General features: G+C 70.3%; 16 protein-coding genes and 1 tRNA gene. 7 read left to right on the top strand and 10 right to left on the bottom strand.

Annotated features, from left to right (window positions below; translation table 11 throughout):
• Positions 1–67: 67 nt before the first annotated feature.
• On the bottom strand, positions 68–1,324 hold the full coding sequence (locus tag CJ226_RS15060) for an alpha/beta fold hydrolase (RefSeq protein WP_219719968.1): 1,257 nt from the start codon (positions 1,322–1,324) through the stop codon (positions 68–70).
• Positions 1,321–3,324 (bottom strand): DUF262 domain-containing protein, encoded by a 2,004-nt coding sequence (locus tag CJ226_RS15055; protein WP_102209696.1) that lies wholly within the window; start codon positions 3,322–3,324, stop codon positions 1,321–1,323. Before CJ226_RS15055 ends, CJ226_RS15060 begins: the two co-directional genes overlap by 4 nt.
• Positions 3,325–3,500: 176 nt before the next feature.
• Here CJ226_RS15055 and CJ226_RS15050 point away from each other — a divergent pair, with 176 nt between their 5' ends.
• On the top strand, positions 3,501–4,274 hold the full coding sequence (locus CJ226_RS15050) for a hypothetical protein (protein WP_025103622.1): 774 nt from the start codon (positions 3,501–3,503) through the stop codon (positions 4,272–4,274).
• A 215-nt stretch (positions 4,275–4,489) separates the two neighbouring features.
• On the top strand, positions 4,490–4,993 hold the full coding sequence (locus CJ226_RS15045) for a DUF3145 domain-containing protein (RefSeq protein ID WP_025103621.1): 504 nt from the start codon (positions 4,490–4,492) through the stop codon (positions 4,991–4,993).
• A 139-nt stretch (positions 4,994–5,132) separates the two neighbouring features.
• Here the strand turns inward: CJ226_RS15045 and CJ226_RS15040 are convergent, their stop codons facing one another.
• Positions 5,133–6,536 (bottom strand): PLP-dependent aminotransferase family protein, encoded by a 1,404-nt coding sequence (locus CJ226_RS15040; RefSeq protein WP_102209695.1) that lies wholly within the window; start codon positions 6,534–6,536, stop codon positions 5,133–5,135.
• A gap of 95 nt (positions 6,537–6,631) precedes the next feature.
• Between CJ226_RS15040 and CJ226_RS15035 the strand changes: the two genes are divergently transcribed.
• On the top strand, positions 6,632–7,309 hold the full coding sequence (locus CJ226_RS15035; protein WP_102209694.1) for a YitT family protein: 678 nt from the start codon (positions 6,632–6,634) through the stop codon (positions 7,307–7,309).
• Positions 7,310–7,397: 88 nt separating this feature from the next.
• Here CJ226_RS15035 and CJ226_RS15030 read toward each other — a convergent pair whose 3' ends face one another.
• The 6 genes from CJ226_RS15030 to aceE all read right to left on the bottom strand — a co-directional run bounded on the left by CJ226_RS15030 (position 7,398) and on the right by aceE (position 15,022).
• Positions 7,398–8,636: a beta-ketoacyl synthase gene (locus CJ226_RS15030; RefSeq protein WP_025103618.1), complete on the bottom strand. Its 1,239-nt coding sequence runs from the start codon at positions 8,634–8,636 to the stop codon at positions 7,398–7,400.
• A 97-nt stretch (positions 8,637–8,733) separates the two neighbouring features.
• On the bottom strand, positions 8,734–8,982 hold the full coding sequence (locus tag CJ226_RS15025) for an acyl carrier protein (RefSeq protein WP_017202249.1): 249 nt from the start codon (positions 8,980–8,982) through the stop codon (positions 8,734–8,736).
• A gap of 69 nt (positions 8,983–9,051) precedes the next feature.
• Entirely contained in the window at positions 9,052–10,053 is a 1,002-nt protein-coding gene (locus tag CJ226_RS15020) for a beta-ketoacyl-ACP synthase III (protein WP_102209693.1), read from the bottom strand.
• On the bottom strand, positions 10,050–10,970 hold the full coding sequence (locus CJ226_RS15015) for an ACP S-malonyltransferase (RefSeq protein WP_102209692.1): 921 nt from the start codon (positions 10,968–10,970) through the stop codon (positions 10,050–10,052). Before CJ226_RS15015 ends, CJ226_RS15020 begins: the two co-directional genes overlap by 4 nt.
• Before the next feature lie 97 nt (positions 10,971–11,067).
• Positions 11,068–12,264: a CdaR family transcriptional regulator gene (locus CJ226_RS15010; protein WP_025103615.1), complete on the bottom strand. Its 1,197-nt coding sequence runs from the start codon at positions 12,262–12,264 to the stop codon at positions 11,068–11,070.
• Between the two features lie 31 nt (positions 12,265–12,295).
• Entirely contained in the window at positions 12,296–15,022 is a 2,727-nt protein-coding gene (aceE, locus tag CJ226_RS15005; protein WP_102209691.1) for a pyruvate dehydrogenase (acetyl-transferring), homodimeric type, read from the bottom strand.
• Positions 15,023–15,175: 153 nt separating this feature from the next.
• Here aceE and CJ226_RS15000 point away from each other — a divergent pair.
• The 3 genes from CJ226_RS15000 (at position 15,176) to CJ226_RS14990 (ending at position 17,182) form a co-directional block, all read left to right on the top strand.
• Positions 15,176–15,248 (top strand) — tRNA-Val (locus tag CJ226_RS15000).
• A 28-nt stretch (positions 15,249–15,276) separates the two neighbouring features.
• Positions 15,277–16,164 (top strand): TIGR01777 family oxidoreductase, encoded by an 888-nt coding sequence (locus tag CJ226_RS14995; protein ID WP_102209690.1) that lies wholly within the window; start codon positions 15,277–15,279, stop codon positions 16,162–16,164.
• Between the two features lie 64 nt (positions 16,165–16,228).
• Complete coding sequence (locus tag CJ226_RS14990; protein WP_102209689.1) at positions 16,229–17,182, top strand: L-lactate dehydrogenase; 954 nt, start codon at positions 16,229–16,231, stop codon at positions 17,180–17,182.
• Between the two features lie 33 nt (positions 17,183–17,215).
• On the opposite strand, the gene CJ226_RS14985 is transcribed toward CJ226_RS14990, so the two are convergent.
• Positions 17,216–17,980, bottom strand: a complete 765-nt coding sequence (locus tag CJ226_RS14985; RefSeq protein WP_102209688.1) for an SDR family oxidoreductase — start codon at positions 17,978–17,980, stop codon at positions 17,216–17,218.
• 100 nt (positions 17,981–18,080) lie between these two features.
• Between CJ226_RS14985 and CJ226_RS14980 the strand changes: the two genes are divergently transcribed.
• Positions 18,081–18,917 carry a helix-turn-helix transcriptional regulator gene (locus CJ226_RS14980; protein ID WP_025103610.1) on the top strand — a complete coding sequence of 279 codons (837 nt, stop codon included), beginning with the start codon at positions 18,081–18,083 and terminating at the stop codon, positions 18,915–18,917.
• Positions 18,918–18,922: the final 5 nt, after the last annotated feature.

The following is an 18,922-nucleotide window of genomic DNA, read 5'->3' as shown; positions in this document are numbered from 1 at the left end:
TCGGCGCCGGGGCCGTGCGCCGGATAGATCGCGGAGCGCGGCGGTGGCACCCGTCGCGGGGCGGAGGTCAGCGGAGGCGGCGTCCGTGGGCGAGGTCGATCAGCCGCTCCAGCACGGGCCCCGTCCGCAGGCCGTTGTGCTCGTGCTCGCTCGTCACCCAGGGTGTCACACCGGGGAGGAGACGGGCGGTCTCCAGTGAGAACTCCAGGGGCACGTACACGTCGTTCACGTACACGGCGGCCGCGCCCGTCGCCCCGGAGGCGGCGAGGGCGGCCGTGTCGTAGATCCGCGGCCAGGGGTGCTCCGCCAGGATCGACGTCACCTCCCGCCAGGGCTGCAGCGCCGGGACGGTGTCGGCCCACTCGCGGCGGATGTGCTCGCCCGTGAAGAGCGTCGGATCGTCGCGGAAATCGGTCGGCTCGACGCGCTCGGCGGACCACCGCGTGGTGTGTCCGTTGGCATAGCTCGACTCGTGGAAGGCGTAGTACAGCGGGTTGCGGCCGCCGAAGGGCATGGCGTGCTGGAGGTCGTGCCGGAAGGCGTTGGACGCGGGATCCCGCTCCAGCAAGGACCAGACCGTCTGCCAGCCGTCGTCGGTGCCGAGAGCGGAGCCGACGGAGCGCAGGCGGGAACGCGACACGACCTCGCCGTTGGGAAGGACGAGCTCACCGGCGTCCGCGAGATCGATCAGGCGTCGCATGACGTCGCGGTGCTCCGGGAAGCGCCGGTAATACCGCTCGGAGGCCGTGCGCATCTTGTCGTAGCAGAGCGCGTACACCTCGTCCGGATCGCGCTCGACCGTGCTGAGACCGCCGGTGATGAAGACATCATCGAGGGAATCCGCGTGGGTGGACAAGTAGGCCAGCGTCGTGAACCCGCCGAAGGACTGCCCGAGGACGCTCCAGGTCGATGCCCCCAGATGCTCCCGCAGTGCCTCGCAGTCGCGCACGATGGCATCGGCACGCAGGTGCGTCAGATGCTCGGCGACGGCTTCGGCGCCCTGCGCGAGGTCGCCGTCGCCGACGGGGGAGGAGAGGCCGGTGCCGCGCTGGTCCAGGAGCACGAGCCGATAGTGCGCGAGGGCCTGATCCAGCCACGCCGGTGCCGCGGAGGAGTGGAAGGGGCGCGGCGCCTCGTGGCCCGGCCCGCCCTGCAGGAAGACCAGGTAGGGGAGCGCCTCGCCTCCCTCCCGTGCGACGACGCGGGCGAACACGTCGATCGTGCGGGTGTCTGCCGGGTCGTCCCAGGCGAGGGGGACCGTGAGCGTGTGCTCCTCGACGGCGAGGTCGAGCAGGCGGCGGCGGATGACAGTGGTCATGGTCACATCACATTCCCGATGTAGGAGTACTTCACGAAGACCTCGGCGGCGATGCCGGACTCGTCGAGGACACCCTGGACGGCTGTCATCATGTAGTTCGAGTCCCAGCCCATGTAGAGAAAGTGCGCGTCATCGAGGTCGTCCCACTGCCCCTTCCACGCCTTGTCGCGGTAGATCGGGCCGCCGTGGGTCGCGCAGTACGCCAGAGCGGCCTCGGTCGTGTCGGTCCAGGCGCGACGGAACACGCGGTTGAAGAGGTGCTTGACGTCGTAGACCTCCCACCGCTCGCCCCGGTACTCCACGTAGTCGAACTCGCGCTCCCACCCCGCGGGCCAGCCGCGGCGGCGCACGGCGTCGAGGATCGGCGTGAGGCCGTCGTCGTCGATCTCGGGCAGCGCGGGCCGTGCCCACACGCGGACGAGGTCGGCCGTCAGCGCCACCGTTCGTGCGGTGATGGCCGCCGTGCCCCAGGATTCCTCCGCGGCGAGGGCGCGGGTGGCCGGCACCGCGCTGCGGGCGTAGGCCTCATCGCGTTTGGCGGGGAAGGAAGCGCCGAACACCCGCTCCGTCAGCCCCTGTTCCAGGAGCGTGAGGTTGCCGAGGGTGGGTGCGAGGGCGCGGTGGCTGTTCTGCTCGTCCTCGGAGTACTCGCTCCAGGGACGCACGCCGTCGCCGGACCAAGCGTCGCCGGGCACGACGGGCACGACGTGCTCGACGTCGAAGCCGTCCAGGTCGTCGACGCCCTCGAGCCGGCCGAGCACGTAGGCCGGATACGGCAGCTCGCTGTATTTGAGCACGGCGCTGACCCGCTCGTCCGACGGGGTGATGCGCGCGATGGCGCGGGCGAGGGCGTCGTGTCCGTCGCGACGGGCACGGCAGAGACGGGCGATCAGGCGTTCGGCGGGAAGGTTCACGAGCGCGCGACGAAGGAACATCGCCTGCAGCCACTCGAGCGTCTCGAGGAGCTGACTCCGGTCGATGAGGCCACGCGCGTGATCGCTGTAGGCGCTCATGACCAGCGGGGAGGAGGAGCGTCCGAACGTGTTCACGTACCGCAGCTGCCGCGCGATCTCCGGGTCCTGCTCCTTCGTCGGGTCGAGGAGGATGCCGTAGATCTCCGCATAATGCCGCCACGTCTCGGCGTCGGCCTGGAGGTGGGCGACGTCGACGCGCGGGAACGACTGGCGGAAGGCGCTGTACACGCCGTGCTCGCCGTTCGCCGCCACCTCACGCCCCGTCACGAGCACAAGGTAGTGGCGCCAGAACGCGCCGATCGCCTCGCCCGTGTGCTGCTCGATCGGCAGCCAGAACCGCGCTTCCACATCCATCTGCTCGGCGTGGTTCAGCCCCATGAGGATGTAGTTGTGGATCAGCTCGTGATCCCGCAGCGGCTCGCCGGTGGAGTTCAGGCTCTCGAAGATCTGCTGCGCGTTGGCCTGGGCGCCGAGCGTGATCGAGACGTGCTCCAGGCGCTGCAGCCCCTGCCAGATGAACGGCACCTCGTCGGCATGGATCTGGCTGCGGAAGAACGCGTAGTTGTCGTCGAAGCGCGATTCGCGGTCGACGTCGTCCCGGCGGTCGAGCACGACCGACTCGTAGAGATCGGCCCAGGCGTCGTGCGGACGGAGCTTCGTGCGCTCGGGATCGTCGGGGCGGACCAGCACGCGGGCGAGGTCGGCGGCGAGCTCCGGATCGCGGTCACGCACCGAGTGATGCAGCGCGGCGACGAGGAGCATGAGCGTGGTGAGACGCTGCTGCCCGTCGATGAGGATGAGGTCGGCGTCCGGACCGGAGCCGTCCTCGGCGGAGAGGATCGAACCGATGAAATGGCGATGCGCGTCGTCTTCCGCGGCCACCGCCCTGACATCGGAGAGGAGCCGCTCGCAGCCGCCGATGTCCCAGCGGTACTGCCGCTGGTAGACCGGGACGACGATGGTCGTGCGTCCCGCCGCGAGCCATTCGATCGTGTTGACTGCCGTCGCCTCGACGTTGGTCGCGGTGCTCATGCTGGTGTCTCGTCCTCCCGTAGCGACAGGCGCCACGGACGCGCCGGGTGCCCCGCCCAGTCTATTCGCTTATCCACGGCGACCCTCCGGGGGAGCGCCAGGTCCCGCTGTTAGCCTTGCCTTATCAGGGCCTGTTAAAACGTGCTGGCCCCCGATGAAAGGAACATGACTCGATCATGGGATACATCAAGTCCGCAGCGCTGGAGGAGAAGGGCTTCGTCGTCCTCGACAGCTACGACCAGGAGGCCGACCCCAAGGAGTGGCTCGACATCGAGTACGTCGACTGGAAGTCCTCGGGCGACACCCGGTTCGCGCCCCTCGCCAGCGCCTTCGGCGACATCGAGTGCAACGGCTTCTGGAACCACAAGCCGCCGCGCACCGACAAGGACGGCGTCTGGATCGACGAGCAGACCGCCAAGGCCCCGAACCTCACCCGTCGTGCGCAGGAGCCCGGTGCGAACGTCGGCCGCTGCCGCGTCATCGAGCTGCAGCCGACCCCGTACGGCGACTGCCTCTACAACCTCCACCAGGACGACAACAACCGCCTGAACCCGGACGGCACCGGCTGGGTCGTCCGCGGGTTCTTCAACCTGACGGACGACAAGGACAGCTACTTCGTCCTGCGGGAGAACCGCACGGACCCCAGCATCGAGTACCGCATCGCCCTGCCGGCCGGTGCGCAGCTCATCGTCGACACCCAGCGTCTGTGGCACGCGGCTACGCACAACGGCACCGACCCACGCTACTGCCTCATCACCTCGTGGACCTCCGGTCCTGAGCTCGACGCCTACATCGAGAAGTACCACGGCACCGACGACGTCCCGAACGTCGAGGTCCCGCAGGACGTGCTCGAGTTCGGCTACGCCGAGCAGGCCCGCAAGGACGCCGCTCGCGCGGCCTACTATGCCGCGAAGGGCCAGCAGGTCAAGCAGGCCATGAGCGAGGCCTGAGCGTCCCCATACTGGGTCGCTGAGCGTCCCCACGCTGGGTCGCTGAGCTCGTCGAAGCGCCCGAAGGCCCCGGTCCACGGACCGGGGCCTTCGTCGTCGAATCACACGCTTGTGATTTCGCGGGAACTCGGCGAGAATGGGCGCACAACCGCATACTCTCGCCACTTCGTGGTTCAGGTCGTAGGGGAAGACGCACCTGATGAAACGGAGAGATCATGGCGACGGCTTACGCACGCGGAGTGGTGTTCATCCACTCGGCGCCTCGCGCGCTCTGCCCGCACCTGGAATGGGCGGTGGGTCGCGCTATCGGGCGTGCGGTGAACTTCGACTGGACCGAGCAGCCCGTGCTGACCGGCGCACGCCGCGCCGAGTTCTACTGGGACGGTCCCGTCGGTACCGGTGCTGCCCTCGCGACTGCGATCCGGGGCTGGGAGCACCTCCGATTCGAGGTGACCGAAGACCCGACGCCGCGCAGTGACGGCGGTCGGTGGCTGCACACGCCGGACCTCGGCATCCACTACGCCCAGACCGATGCCGCCGGCAACATCGTCATCGGCGAGGACCGCATCCGCTACGCGATGGAGATCGCCGCGGGCAACGCCGTCGAGCTGCAGCGCGAGCTCGACATCGCCCTGGGCTCCGCCTGGGACGAGGAGCTGGAGCCCTTCCGTCACGCCAGCGACGACGCGCGCGTCGTCTGGCTCCACAAGGTCGGCTGACCGACCGTCGATACCGGGTGCGCGGAGGCGTGAGTATCGGATTCCGGTGAGTGATCCCGGACGCTGAGAAGACGAATCCCCGCTCCGCTCGACGAAGACCCCGCCCCGGGCGACCGGGCGGGGTCTTCGTCTGCGCCGGTCAGATCACGGCCGCATGCGCGAGATCGTCGACGGTGTTCACTCCACCGCCGCGCACGTCCGCCCAGGCTTGCGCCAGGCGCGTCATCGCCTCCGCCGCACGCTCGGGCGGGAGCGTGATCGGGATCCGGAGTCGCCGCTCCAGCACGCCGCCGGTCGTGAAGCGCGGTCCGGGCGGCAGGATGAGTCCCCGTTCGCGGGCAGCGAGGGAGAGGGTCGTCGACAGGGGAGCGCCGAGATCGATCCAGGCGGAGAGGCCGCCGGGCGTCTCCGGCATCCGCATCCCCGGGATCCCGGCGATTCCCGCGGTCACGGCATCCCGCCCGGCCTGGAGACGTCGCCGGACGTGCTGGGTCAGTGCCGGGACGTCGTCGAGCAGCTCCACGGCGATGCACTGCTCGAGGAGGGCCGTGCCGAGCTCGAACGAGGGGCGGACGGCCAGCAGCCGGGCGATGACCGAGCGCTCGGCGCGGATCCAGCCGATGCGCATGCCTCCCCACGCGATCTTCGACATCGATCCCACGGTGATCACGTTCGGGCCCTCGGCTGCCATCGGCGTCGGAACCCATCCCCGGTCGATGTCCAGCTCAGCCGTCGTCTCGTCGACGATCAGGTGCGTGCCGGTGTTGCGGGCCGTCGTCGCGATCCGGGACCGCTCCTCCTGCGGCAGCGTCGCTCCGGTGGGGTTGTGGAAGTCCGGGATGAGGTACGCGACGTGCGGGCGCGCTGTCCGCAGGGTGTCGGTGAGGTGCCGCGTGTCCCAGCCGTCGGTGTCGACCGGCGTCGGCACCAGACGGTAGCCGTGACGGTGCAGAGCCTCGAGCGCATGCGGGAACGTCGGCTGCTCCACGAGGGCCCGTTCGCCGCGGCGGCCGATCGCCGTGAGGATGAGGTTGACGGCGTTCAGGGCGCCCGAGGTGATCATGATCTCGTCGGCCGAGGTCGCCGCGCCGCGTTCGGTGAATCGGCGGGCAACGGCTTCTCGGAGCTCGGGAAGGCCCTGCAGCGAGTAGCCGCTCGTGCCCCGCAGCGCCGCCAGCCGGGGGAGGGACCGCACGGTCGCGTCGTACAGGCCGGGGGTCGAGTCCATCGAGGCGATCGACAGGTCGATCGCCTCGTCGTCCGCGTCGGGGGCGGCGGCCGCCGGGCCGTGCGGGAGGGTCACTCTGGTGCTTCCGCCATGATGCCGGGACACGTAGCCGCCGGCCTCGAGAACGCCGTAGGCGCGGGTGATGGTCGAGCGTGACCGCCGCAGCTCGAGCGCGAGGGCGCGCTCGCTCGGCAGTCGCTCTCCGACCGTGAGCCTTCCATCGAGGATGAGGGCCCTGATGCGGTCGGCCAGGCCCGACGCCGAGGCGTCGTCGATGTCTTGCGTACCGAGCTGGGTGACGAGACGGGAGGCCATGCGTCCAGCCTGCCGCAAAGTGGCCTTCCATGTGCAGACCACTTTTCGCTCAGTGGTCGGCCTCGTCGCGTCTTCGCACGGGCCACGATGGAGAGATGCTCTTCCGTGCCGTCTTCCTGCCGTTCACCGCGACCAGCCGTCGAGACCTGGTCGAGCGACTGGTGCAGCTCGTGGGCGGGCTCTTCCTCTACGGCGTCGCCCTCGGCTTCATGGTGCGAGGCGGCATCGGCGTCGCACCCTGGGACGTGCTCTCGCTGGGTGTCGCGCGCTGGACGGGACTCGGGTACGGGGTCGTGACGGTGCTCATCTCGATCGTCGTCCTGCTGCTGTGGATCCCGCTCCGTCAACGGGTGGGTCTCGGCACCCTGCTCAACGCGCTGCTCATCGGCCCGTTCGCCGACCTCACGCTCCTCGTGCTGCCGGCTCCGCCGTCCGTGTGGGTGGGGGCGCCCATGTTCGTCTTCGGACTCGTGCTGCTGGCGTTCGCCACCGGACTCTACATCGCGGCCGACTTCGGCCCCGGACCGCGCGACGGACTCATGACGGGGCTCGTCCGGGTGACCCGGTGGCCGATCTGGCTGGCGCGGACGGTCCTCGAAGGCTCCGTGCTCCTCGTCGGCTTCCTCCTCGGCGGTCCCGTGGGCGTCGGCACCGTGCTGTTCGCGTTCGGTGTCGGCCCGTTGATCGGCTGGTTCCTCCCGCGGATCGAGCGCCGCCGCCGCGAGCGTTCGCAGCGCCTCGCCGTCCGGGCGAGCGCCCCCGTGGGTCCCTGAGCCTGTCGAAGGGCTGGAGCAGCCCGCGCGCATGACGAAGGCCCCCGGGATCACATCCCGGGGGCCTTCATCGTGAACGCGGAAACGGTCAGTCGACGCCGCCCAGCACGAGCACGGCGTTGTGTCCGCCGAAGCCGAACGAGTTGCTGATGGCGATCTGCGGGCCGTCGCCGAGCGGAGCCGCCTCTCCGGACAGACGGAACGGCACCTCCGGGTCCGGCTCGGTCATGTTGATCGTCGGCGGGGCCACGCGGTCCCGCAGCGCGAGGAGGGAGAAGATCGCCTCCAGCGCGCCGGTCCCGCCCAGGAGGTGTCCGGTCGATGCCTTGGTGGCCGACACCGGGATCTCGTCGATCCGGTCGCCGAAGACGTTCTTCAGCGCGACGTACTCGTTGGGGTCGCCGACCGGGGTCGAGGTCGCGTGGGCGTTGATGTGCGTCACCTGGTCGGGCGTGATGCCGGCCTCCTCGAGTGCCTGGATCACGGCACGCGCCGCCCCCTTGCCCTCCGGGTCGTTGCCGGTGATGTGGTACGCGTCGGCCGTCACGCCGCCGCCGAGGACGTAACCGTAGATCTTCGCGCCGCGGGCCTTGGCGTGCTCCTCGGTCTCGAGGATGAGGGCCGCGGCGCCCTCGCCCATCACGAAGCCGTCGCGGTCGATCGCGCCGGGTCGAGAGGCGTGGGCCGGGTCGTCGTTGCGGCGCGACAGCGCCTGCGCGGACGCGAACGCGGCCATCGTGATCGGGTGGATCGCCGACTCGGTGCCGCCGGCGATGACGACGTCGGCCAGCCCCTCCTGCAGGTGGTGGAAGGCGTGGATGATCGACTCGGTGCTGGAGGCGCACGCGCTGACGACGGTCTGCGCATAGGCGCGGGCCTCGAACTGCAGCGACAGGTTGCCGGCGGCCGCGTTCGGCATCAGCATCGGCACGGTCAACGGCATGACCCGGCGGGGGCCCTTCTCGCGCAGCGTGTCCCAGGCGTCGAGCAGCGTCCAGAGGCCGCCGATCCCGGTCGCGAAGTCGACGCCGAGGCGCTCGGGAGCGACCTCGGGCGAGCCCGCGTCCTCCCAGGCCTCGCGCGCCGCGATGAGCGCGAATTGCGAAGAGGGGTCGAGACGCTTCGCCTCGTGGCGGGGCAGCACCTCTTCCGGGCGGACGCTCGCGGAGGCGGCGAACGTGACGGGCAGGTCGTACTCCTGCACCCAGTCGTGCTCGATCGTGCGGGCGCCGGAGGCACCGGCGAGAAGGTTGTCCCAGTTCTCCGGGGCCGTCCCGCCGATGGCGGAGGTGGCGCCGATGCCGGTGACGACGATGCGCTTGGTCATGAGGTGTGGTTCCTTGTCGAAACGAGTTCGTGCGGGGGATGGGCAGGGCCGGAGGATGCCACGCCTCGCGCGGGGCGAGGGTGGCATCCTGCCGTGATTACTCCTGGCCCGCGACGATGAAGTTGACGGCGTCGCCGACGGTCTTCAGGTTCTTGACCTCGTCGTCGGGGATGGTGACGCCGAACTTCTCCTCGGCGTTGACGACGATCGTCATCATCGAGATCGAGTCGATGTCGAGGTCGTCCGTGAACGACTTCTCCAGGGCGACCTCGCTGGCGTTGATGCCGGTCTCGTCGGTGATCAGCTCTGCGAGGCCGGCGAGGACCTCATCGTTGGTGAAAGCCATGGTGGTCTTCCTCTTTCTTACGGGTTGTATTCGGAACCGTGGAACAGTCTAGGGAAGGTCGGCGCGTCTTCAGGGGAGGACGACGACCTGGGCCGCGAACACGAGCCCGGCCCCGAAGCCGATCTGCAGGGCGAGGCCGCCGGAGAGTTCCGGGTGCTCGGCCATGAGGCGGTGGCTGGCGAGGGGGATCGAGGCGGCCGACGTGTTGCCGGTGGTCTCGATGTCGCGGGCGATGACGGTCGTCTCCGGCAGACCGAGCTGCTTGGCGAACTCATCGATGATGCGCATGTTCGCCTGGTGCGGGATGAAGGCGGCGAGATCGGTGGCCTCGATCCCGGCCCTGTCCAGTGCCTCGCGGGCGACCTTCGCCATCTCCCAGACCGCCCAGCGGAAGACCGTCGGGCCCTCCTGGCGGAGCGTCGGCCACGGCACCACGCCGTCGCGGAAGTCGGTGAGGGTGCCGTTCATGCCGACGGCGTCGGCCTTGGACCCGTCGCTGCCCCACACGGCGGGGGCGATGCCCGGCGTGTCGCTCGGGCCGATGAGGGCGGCGCCGGCGCCGTCGCCGAGGAGGAACGAGATGCTGCGGTCGGTCGGGTCCACGACGTCGGAGAGCTTCTCCGTGCCGATCACGAGGGCGTGGCGGGCGGCTCCGGCCTTGATGAGCGCGTCCGCCTGCGCGACCGCATACGCATAGCCGGCGCAGGCCGCGTTGATGTCGTAGGCCGCGGCCGGGTTGGCCCCGACGCGGTCGGCGACGATGGCCGAGACCGACGGCGTCTGCTTCGGGTTGCTGATGGTCGCGACGATGACGAGGTCGACCTGGTCGGCGGGGACACCCGACTTCTCGATGGCCTCGGCTGCCGCCGCGGTCGCGAGGTCGATCGCGTCCGTCCCCTTGTCCGCCCGGGCGCGCGTGACGATGCCGGTGCGCTGACGGATCCACTCGTCGCTGGAGTCGATCGGGCCGATGAGGTCTTCGTTGGGCACCGCGTTCTCGCCGCGAGCCGCGCCGAACGCGTAGATGCGGGTGTAGGCGGGCCCGGCGATCTGGGCGAGGGAGGCGGTCATGCGGCTTCTCCGTTCAGCAGCGCGACGGCGGCTTCGAGGTCTTCGGGGGTCTTCACGGCGACCGTCGGCACGCCGCGCAGGCCGCGCTTGGCGAGACCGACGAGGGCGCCCGCGGGGGCGAGCTCGATGACGCCGGTCACCCCGGCGTCGGCGAAGGAGGTCATGCAGAGGTCCCACCGGACGGGGGAGGAGACCTGATCGACGAGGTAGTCGAGCGCCGTCGCTCCGTCGGTCACGACCGAGCCGTCGCGGTTGGTCCAGAGCGTGATCTCGGGGTCGGACGGCTGCACGTCGGCGACCGCGTCGCGGAGCGCCGAGACGGCGGAGGCCATGTAGTCGGTGTGGAACGCTCCGGCGACCTGGAGCGGCACCACGCGCGTGCCCTTGACCGGCTCCTCGGCGAGAGCTGCCAGGGCCGGGAGAGGGCCGGCGACGACGATCTGCCCGCCGCCGTTGAAGTTCGCCGGCGCGAGGCCGAGCTCGGCGAGGCGGGCGAGGAGCGTCTCCTCATCGCCGCCGAGGACCGCGCTCATCCCCGTCGGGGTCTGGGCGGCGGCATCGGCCATCGCCCGCCCGCGGATGCCGACGAGGCGCATGCCCGTCGCGGCATCCAGCACGCCGCTGCCGACGAGCGCCGCGATCTCCCCGACGGAGTGCCCGGCGATGCCGTCCGCGCGGCGACCGGCGGCGGCCACGAGGGCGTCACCGGCGACGAGGGAGGCGGCCACGATCAGCGGCTGGGCGACCCGGGTGTCGCGGATGGTGTCCGCGTCCGACTCGGTGCCGTGCGTGCGGAGATCGACCTGCGCGGCCTCGGAGTAGGCGGCGAGACGCTCCTCCACTCCGTCGAGCTCGAGCCAGGGGGCGAGGAATCCGGGGGTCTGCGAGCCCTGTCCAGGGCAGACGACGACAATCACCCACCCAGTCTGCCAACGATCGCGGCAGAACGGTGGATGATCCATCACAAGATTGCGCGGAACCCTTGTGTGTGGCGCACAGAATGCGCCGGGTGGGTCAGCGCGGAGGGCGGCGCAGCGGCGGACGGCGGCGTACCTGCTCCGCGGCCCCGATGGAGCCGAGGATGAGCGCCGTCTGCAGGATGAGCGCCTCGCGCGGCCCGGTCGCGTCCCACCCGATGACCTCGCTCACCCGCTTCAGGCGGTAGCGGACGGTGTTCGGATGCACGAAGAGCTCGCGGGCCGTCGCCTCGAGGGAACGGCCGTTGTCGAGATAGCTCCAGAGCGTCGTGACGAGGTCGGTCGAGTGCGCCTGCAGCGGGCGGTAGATGCGCTCGATCAGGGTCTGCTTCGCGAGAGGGTCGCCGGCGAGGGCGCGCTCCGGAAGCAGGTCGTCGGCTTCGACGGGCCGCGGTGCGCTCCGCCAGGCGCGAGCCACCGCGAATCCGGCCAGCGCCGCACGCGCGCTCTGGCTGGCGTCGACGAGGGCAGCGACAGCCGGCCCCAGCACGACGAACCCCGGGCCGAACGACGGCTCCAGACGGGCCGCGATCTCCTGGAACCCGAGCTCCTCGTCCTCGCCCTCCTGGCCCTCGACGCGCGCGCGTCCGAGCACGAGCACGAGGCGCGAGCCCTGCACGCCGATGAGGACGTCGACCGCGAGCTTCCGCGCCGTGCGACGCACGAGGTCGACGTCGAACTGCGGAGGCGTGGTGCCTACGAGGACCGCGACCTCTCCGTGGCCGTGCCACCCGAGCGCGGCGATCCGGCTGGGCAGCTCCTCGTCGGCCTCGCCCGTGAGGATCGAGTCGACGACGAGCGCCTCGAGCCGCGCGTCCCAGAGGCCGCGGGCCTCGGCGGCGCGCGCGTAGACGTCGGCGGCGGCGAACGCCACGTCCCGCGAGTAGAGCAGGATGGCCTCGCGAAGGTGCTCGCCCTTGCCCGCCACCCGTTCCTCGGTCACCTCGACCGTGACGCGGATGAGCTGGAGGGTCTGCTGCAGACTCACGCTCCGCAGCAGCTCACGGGGAGCGGCGGCGAAGATGTCCGCGGCGATCCACGGGGTGGACGTCGGGTCGTCGTACCACTGGATGAACGAGGTGATGCCCGCCTGCGCCACCAGCCCGACCGCGGAGCGGCGGGCCGGTGGCATGTCGGCGTACCAGGGGAGGGTGTCCTCCAGCCGCTTGATCGTCACCGTGGCGATGTCGCCGGAGATCCGGCGCAGCCAGGTGAGCGTGGCGGCCTTGTCCATGCCGGCGGCGGAGGCAGCTGTCACCGAGGGCTCAGCTTTCGCCGCCTGCGTTGCCGCTCGTGCCGGCGTTCACGTCGTGCAGGCGGTACTTCTCGATGGCCTGGGCGGAGAGGCCGCGGTCGACCTTGCCCTCCTCGGCCAGCGCCTGCAGCGTGCGCACGACGATCGACGGTCCGTCGATCTTGAAGAAGCGGCGGGCCGCGGCACGGGTGTCCGAGAAGCCGAAGCCGTCGGCGCCGAGCGTGGCGAAGCGGTTCGGGACCCACGGGCGGATCTGGTCCTGCACCGCGTGCATGAAGTCGCTGACCGCGACGACGGGACCCTCGGCGCCCTGGAGCTTCTGCGTGAGGTACGCGGTGCGCGGCTCCTGGTCCGGGTGGAGGAAGTTGTGCTCGTCGGCGGCGAGGCCGTCGCGGCGCAGCTCGGTCCACGAGGTGACCGACCACACGTCGGCGACGACACCCCAGTCCTTCTTCAGCAGCTCCTGGGCCTCGAGCGCCCACGGCAGGCCGACGCCGGAGGCGAAGAGCTGGGCGCGGGGGCCGTCGCCCTCGCCGACGGAGACGCGGTGGATGCCGCGGACGATGCCGTCCACATCCACGTCGGCCGGCTCCGCGGGCTGGACCATCGGCTCGTTGTACACCGTGAGGTAGTACATGACGTTCGGGTCTTCGTGCTGCCCGCTGTACATCCGCTCGAGACCGGAACGCATGATGTGCGCGATCTCGTAGCCGTACGCGGGGTCGTAGGAGACCGTCGCCGGGTTGGTGGAGGAGAGCAGGTGCGAGTGCCCGTCGGCGTGCTGGAGGCCCTCACCCGTGAGGGTGGTGCGGCCGGCGGTGGCGCCGATGATGAAGCCGCGGGCCATCTGGTCGCCGGCGGCCCACTGGGCGTCACCGGTGCGCTGGAAGCCGAACATCGAGTAGAAGATGTAGATCGGGATCAGCGGCTCGCCGTGCGTCGCGTACGACGTGCCCGCGGCGGTGAACGCCGCGAGAGCACCGGCCTCGTTGATGCCGACGTGGACGATCTGTCCCTGCGGGCTCTCCTTGTAGGCGAGCAGCAGCTCCCGGTCGACCGACGTGTAGTGCTGGCCGTTGGGGTTGTAGATCTTCGCGGTCGGGAAGTACGCGTCCATGCCGAACGTGCGCGCCTCGTCGGGGATGATCGGCACGATGCGGTGGCCGAACTCCTTCGAGCGCAGCAGGTCCTTCAGCAGACGGACGAACGCCATGGTCGTGGCGATCTCCTGCGTGCCGGAGCCCTTCTTCGGGAGCGCGTAGGCGTTCTCCTCGGGAAGGGACAGGCCGACGTGCGTCGAGCGGCGCTCCGGGAGGAAGCCGCCGAGGGCCTTGCGGCGCTCGAGCATGTACTGGATCGTCTCGTCCTGCGGTCCCGGGTTGTAGTACGGGGGCAGGTACGGGTTCTCCTCGAGCTGCGCGTCCGTGATCGGGATGTGCATCGCGTCGCGGAACGTCTTGAGGTTGTCCAGCGTCATCTTCTTCATCTGGTGGGTCGCGTTGCGGCCCTCGAACTGCGGGCCCAGCCCGTAGCCCTTGACGGTCTTCGCGAGGATGACCGTCGGCTTGCCCTTGTGCTCGGTCGCGGCCTTGAAAGCGGCGTAGACCTTGCGGTAGTCGTGGCCACCGCGCTTGAGGTTCCAGATGTCGTCGTCGGAGTAGTCCTTGACCAGCGCGGCGGCGCGCTCGTCGCGACCGAAGAAGTGCTCCCGGATGTACGCGCCGGACTCGGCCTTGTACGTCTGGTAGTCGCCGTCGGGGGTGACGTTCATGAGGTTGAGCAGTGCGCCCTCGGTGTCGCGGGCGAGCAGGTCGTCCCACTCGCGGCCCCAGATCACCTTGATGACGTTCCAGCCGGCGCCGCGGAAGAACGACTCCAGCTCCTGGACGATCTTGCCGTTGCCGCGCACCGGGCCGTCGAGACGCTGCAGGTTGCAGTTCACGACGAAGGTGAGGTTGTCGAGGCCCTCGTTCGCCGCCACCTGGAGCTGGCCGCGGCTCTCGACCTCGTCCATCTCGCCGTCGCCGAGGAAGGCCCAGACGTGCGACTGCGAGGTGTCCTTGATCCCGCGGTTCTCGAGGTACTTGTTCGACATCGCCTGGTAGATCGCGTTGATCGGGCCGAGACCCATCGACACGGTCGGGAACTGCCAGTACTCCGGCATCAGGCGCGGGTGCGGGTACGACGGGATGCCGTTCGGCGCGTGCGACTTCTCCTGGCGGAAGCCGTCGAGCTGGTCCTCCGTGAGGCGACCCTCGAGGAAGGAGCGGGCGTAGGTGCCGGGGGAGGCGTGGCCCTGGATGAAGATCTGGTCGGCGCCACCGGGGTGGTCCGCGCCCTTGAAGAAGTGGTTGAACCCCACCTCGTACAGCGCCGCGGAGGACGCGTAGGTGGAGATGTGACCGCCGACGCCGATGCCGGGGCGCTGGGCGCGGTGCACCGTGATGGCGGCGTTCCAGCGGATCCAGGCGCGGTAACGCCGCTCGATCTCCTCGTCGCCGGGGAACTCGGGCTCGTTCTCCGGGGCGATGGTGTTGATGTAGTCGGTGGTCGGAACCATCGGCACGTTCAGGTGCAGTTCCTTGGAGCGCTTGAGCAGGCTGAGCATGATCTCGCGCCCGCGGCCGTGGCCCTTGGCGTCCACCAGCTCGTCGAGCGACTGCTGCCACTCACCGGTCTCTTCCGGATCGCTGTCGAGGGGGCCCTGAGAGTACGGATCCTGATCGTGGACGGTCACGGGGGAACCTTTCGTCAAGCTGGCAGGTCATGCCAAGGAAACGGGAAGCGACACGGGCAGCCTTGTCGGCCGTGCACAACGCGCGCCGACCTCAGCCTATCCCTCTTCCACGACACGGGTGCGCATCCGCGCCCGGATAGACTGAGCGCACCAGGGCCTTTAGCTCAGCTGGTAGAGCGCCACGTTTACACCGTGGATGTCGTCGGTTCGATCCCGGCAGGGCCCACCCGTATCGATTGCAGCGGGGAGCGGCAATGGCGCGACGCATCGTCATCAGCGGGGCCTCAGGCCTCATCGGTTCCGCCCTCGCCGTCTCCCTGCGGGCGGACGGCATCGAGGTGAGCACCCTCGTGCGACGTCCTCCGCAGGCGGAGGGCGAGATCGAATGGTCGCCGGGGGACACCGCGCTCGACCCGGATGCGCTCGCGGGAGCGGAGGCCGTCGTCGCCCTCGGAGGCGCGAGCGTCGGCCGGCTCCCGTGGACGCGCGGATATCGCCGCCAGCTCGTCGAATCGCGGCTCGACGCGACGAACACGCTCACCACCGCTCTGCGCGCTCTGCGCACGGACGCGCCCGCCTTCCTCTCCGCCTCCGCCGTGGGCTACTACGGTTCTGCGCCGGGTGAGGTGCTCACCGAGCACTCGGGCCCCGGGAGCACCTTCCTCGCCGACCTCACCGTGCGCTGGGAGACGGCCGCGCGACGAGCGGAGGACCACACGCGGGTCGCCCTGCTGCGGACGGCACCGGTGATCCACCGCCGGGGTGTGCTCCGGCCGATGATCACGCTGACGAAGCTCGGCGTCGCCGGCCCGCTGGGGCCGGGTACGCAGGTCTGGCCGTGGATCTCCCTGGACGACGAGGTGCGCGGCATCCGCCATGTCCTCGATGAGAAGCTCGCGGGGCCCGTCAACCTCACCGGGCCCACCCGGGCGTCGGCGAACGACATCGGACGCGCGCTCGCGGAGCGGATGCACCGGCCGTTCTGGCTGCCCGCACCCCGGTGGGCCCTGCGCCTCGCCCTCGGCGATGCGGCCGAATCCTTGCTGCTCCCGGACGCCGACGTGCGGCCCGAGGCTCTGCAGCAGTCCGGCTTCCGCTTCACCCATCGCACCGCTGCGGAGGCGGTGGCCGCGGCGGTCTGACGACGACGCGATTCTCCCGGCGAGACCCCTGCCGTCGCGGCGCCCGCGCTGTCAGGATGGGCGCATGGAGATCATCGAGAACTCGAAGCTCACCGTCGTCGGCGCGGGAAGCGTCGGATCGAGCGTGGCCTATGCGGCTCTGATCCGCGGCTCGGCCCGCCACGTCGCGCTGTACGACATCGCGACCGAGAAAGTCGAGGCGGAGGTGCTGGACCTCGCGCACGGGACGCAGTTCACCGGCAGCAGCGACATCATCGGCGGCAGCGACATCTCGGTGGCGGCCGGTTCCCACGTCGTGGTCATCACGGCGGGGGCGAAGCAGAACCCGGGGCAGACGCGCACCGAGCTCGCCGGGGTGAACGCCGGCATCATCCGGCGCATGATGCCGGAGCTGCTCTCCGTCGCGCCGAACGCGGTCTACGTCATCGTCACGAACCCGTGCGATGTGCTCACCGTCATCGCGCAGCAGGAGACAGGACTGCCGCCGGAGCGCATCTTCGCGTCGGGCACCGTGCTCGACACGTCTCGGCTGCGCTGGAAGCTGGGGGAGCGGGCGGGCGTGTCCACGGCCAGCGTGCACGCCCACATCATCGGGGAGCACGGCGACACCGAGTTCCCGCTCTGGTCGCGGGCGACGATCGGCACGGTCCCGATCCTCGACTGGGAGACCCCGGGGCACCCCCGCTTCACTCTGGAGGAGCTGGACGAGATCGCCGTCGACGTCCGCGACGCCGCCTACAAGGTGATCCAGGGCAAGGGCGCCACGAACTACGCGATCGGGCTCTCCAGCGCGCGCATCGTGGAGGCGATCCTCCGGGACGAGCATGCGGTGATGCCCGTGAGCACGGTTCTCCGCGACTTCCACGGGATCGACGGCGTCGCCCTGTCCGTGCCGTCGATCGTCAGTGCCGCCGGGGCCCGGCCGATCCGCACGACGGCGTTCTCGGATCGCGAGCTCGAGCTGCTGCGGCAGTCCGCCGAGGCGCTCACCGCGGTCGCGGAGTCCCTTCGGGAGTGACCGCGGTGGGGCGACGGTCCGACCCACCGGGGTTCACCGGCCGTGTGGATCCGTGCGGTTGAGCACCGCGACGACCTCGTCGTAGTCGCCCCGTGCCTCGCCGTAGCGGAGGAACTTCACCCGCTCGACCTGGATCTCGGTCGCGTCGGGCTGGGTCTCGATGAGCGTCATGACCTCGTCGATGAACGCGTCGAGGGGCAGAGCGGCCTCGTTCTCCGCATGCCCGGGCATCAGGTCCGTGCGCACCGCCGGCGGCTCGAGCTCCTGCACCGCGACGGTCGTGCCGGCGAGCTGCAGCCGCAGCGACTCGCTGAGCATGTGGATCGCCGCCTTGCTCGCGTTGTACGTGGGCGTGACCTTCAGGGGTGCGAAGGCGAGACCGGAGGAGACGGTCATGATGGTCGCCGAGGGCTGGGCCTGCAGGTGCTCGATGAAGGCCGCGATGAGGCGGATCGGGCCGAGGATGTTCGTCGTGACGGTCTCCTCGGCGGTGGACAGGAAGCCGGCCGGCGTGGTCCAGTCCTCCGCGCGCATGATGCCGGCCATCGTGACCAGCACGTTCAGCGTCGGATGCGCGGCGAGCACGGAGGCCGCGGTCTCGTCGATGCTCGCCGGGTCGGCGGTGTCGATGCGGACCGTGTGGAGTTCGGGATGCGCGGCGGCGATCGCGGCCAGCCGGTCCTCTCGGCGTCCGCCGACGATCACGGTGTTGCCGCGCGCCTGCAGCCGGAGGGCCAGCGCCAGACCGATCCCGCTCGTCGCGCCGGGGATGAAGATGGTGTTTCCGGTGATGTCCATGGCCCCAGCCTCGACGCTGCGTCCGCGCCGTTCCAGAGACGGCTGATCGGGGGATCGGCGGTCCCTGGATCCGGTCCCGCGTCCGGGGGATACTGCACGGATGGATCGTGACGCCCTGGCCGACTTCCTCCTGCGCCGTCGGGAGGCGCTGCGTCCTGCCGACGTGGGCCTGCCCGAGGGGACTCGGCGACGGACGGCGGGACTGCGCCGCGAGGAGGTCGCACAGCTGGCGACCATGTCGACGGACTACTACACGCGTCTCGAGCAGCGTCGGGGCCCGCAGCCGAGCGCGCAGATCCTCGCCGCCCTCGCCCGTGCGCTGCGGCTGTCCTCGGACGAGCGCGACTACCTCTATCGCCTCAGCGGACTCAGCGCTCCCGATCGCGCGGTTATCACCGACTACGTCCGTCCCGGCATCCTCCGCGTGCTCGACCGTCTGCACGACACCCCGGCGTTCGTGGTCTCGGCTCTCGACGAGGTGCTGGTGCAGAACGATGCCTCACGGGCGCTGATCGGAGACGCGAGCGGTCTGACCGGGCTCGACAGGAGCGGCATCCATCGCTGGTTCGCGCGACCGGAGGAGGAACGGCGTCGGTACCGGGAGGTCGATCACCCCCGGCAGTCACGGGCGCTGGTGGCGGCGTTGCGCGCGGCGTACGGCACCATGGGCGCGCGGTCGCGGGCGGGGGAGATCGTGGCGGATCTGTCGGAACGGAGTCCCGAGTTCGTGCGGCTCTGGGCGGCCCACGAGGTCGCCCGTCGCTTCGAGCAGCACAAGGTGATCGTCCATCCGGAGCTGGGGGAGATCGAGGTGGACTGCCAGGCGCTGTTCACGGAGGACGAGTCGCAGGCGCTCATCGTCCTGACGGCGCAGCCGGGGAGCGAGGCGGCCGGGAAGCTGGAGTTCCTGCGCGTGCTCGGCACGCAGAGCGTCTGAGCCCT

Origin of the sequence: Microbacterium sp. UMB0228, from assembly GCF_002871415.1 — a bacterium.
Lineage (GTDB): Bacteria > Actinomycetota > Actinomycetes > Actinomycetales > Microbacteriaceae > Microbacterium.
This window is presented reverse-complemented; position numbering and strand designations above follow the sequence as displayed.